This window comes from Candidatus Symbiopectobacterium sp. NZEC135 (assembly GCF_025962695.1).
The window spans coordinates 1-1,335 of record NZ_JAGFPF010000476.1; the positions used below are offsets into that span (position 1 = coordinate 1).

The 1,335-nt window shown below is 37.2% G+C and carries 2 protein-coding genes; both read right to left on the reverse strand.

All coding sequences use genetic code 11. The annotated features are described in order from the left end of the window. Window positions 1–185, reverse strand: a 185-nt coding sequence (locus tag J5224_RS28040) for a hypothetical protein (protein ID WP_264628394.1), incomplete at its 3' end; no start/stop codon positions are given. Window positions 186–1,120: 935 nt separating this feature from the next. Continuing rightward, window positions 1,121–1,335: helix-turn-helix domain-containing protein (locus tag J5224_RS28045; protein ID WP_264628395.1), on the reverse strand; the 215-nt coding region annotated here is incomplete at its 5' end.

Below are 1,335 nucleotides of genomic sequence, written 5' to 3' on the forward strand. Positions count from 1 at the left end.
ATGGCATCGAATATTTCTTGGTCCGTCAACGGCAAAACAGTCGTGACCGATGACATAACTCTTACATGAATAGAAATAGCAACCTGATTACGGCCATTACCATAAATAACGGCACTCGTGCTGAGTGAGTCTTTAAAATCAATTTCTAGCACATTCAGTTGATAAAATTGGTCCCAGATGCTCATACCATCCTCCTGTTTAAAATGTTATAGATTTTGTACACCCCGATGAACCAGGACTACCATCTGGTTTATAAAAATACATTCTAAATTTCATCGCAGGCATATCAACTGTACATCTGTTTGTATTCTGATCAGAGCTTGAAAATGAACAGTAGAAGTTATCCGCTATTCTGAATACCCCCCTATTTGTCTCTACATTCATATACCAGTAGTCTCTATTACCAACCCCGCTTCGTTCAATCCTAATGGGAAGTCTTGGTAAAGAAACCACATCATTATTATTCGGCTCATAGTAATAAATCCACGACTCTCTGTTAGGATCGTTACCAATCCTGTGTCTAAGGTATAGACTTGTAGTGGTTGCATTAGGATTTATATATCCAATTCGGGTGTATGCATCCTGAAGTGCCATAGTAATACCTCGTGCCTATTAATATATTAGTTGACTAATAAATATCTTGATGTGTTTGCAAAAGTGTCAATTTCAAAATTGAGTGTAGAACGGTAAATTGAATTGCTCAATTCACCCTGCATGCATTAAAAATGCCCATAAAAATAGAGAGATAAACAGAAAAAAGAGTATAAACCTAAAAATCAGGAGAAATAATATGATTACTGCTACAGAATAGAGTTGAATTAGGACTATAACGAAAACCTATCAACGCATAGATAGAAGCGTTGAGATCATTTCGATTGCATTAATTTGCAATAAAGTTATTTATATAAAAACGATTTGATACCTAAGGAACTCAAATTTTACTACAGTTAACGTTATCCCTTCCCTTATAAACTTAATATTCTGAATATCAATAGACAAACTCTGGTTTAAAATTCAGAGGGCAATCATTATTGTGCAATAGCTTATAGGCTATCCTACCACCGAGGCCCTACTCAACAGCATTAATAGTGTGACCGCAGAGTATTCTTGATAAGGAAAATCATTTCCCAGGAAAATAACTGAGCCAGTCATACACATCCTCAAACAGCCGATGATGGACAACAATCGTTTTATTTTCCCGACATATCAGCCCTTCGTTTTGCCAATGTGCCAGTATTCTGGAAATGGTGACGCGAGTCACGTTGCTAATCTGACCATATTCCTCATGGGTCAACGTCAGCGGCACCGGATACCAACCCGCTTTAATCTCAATCC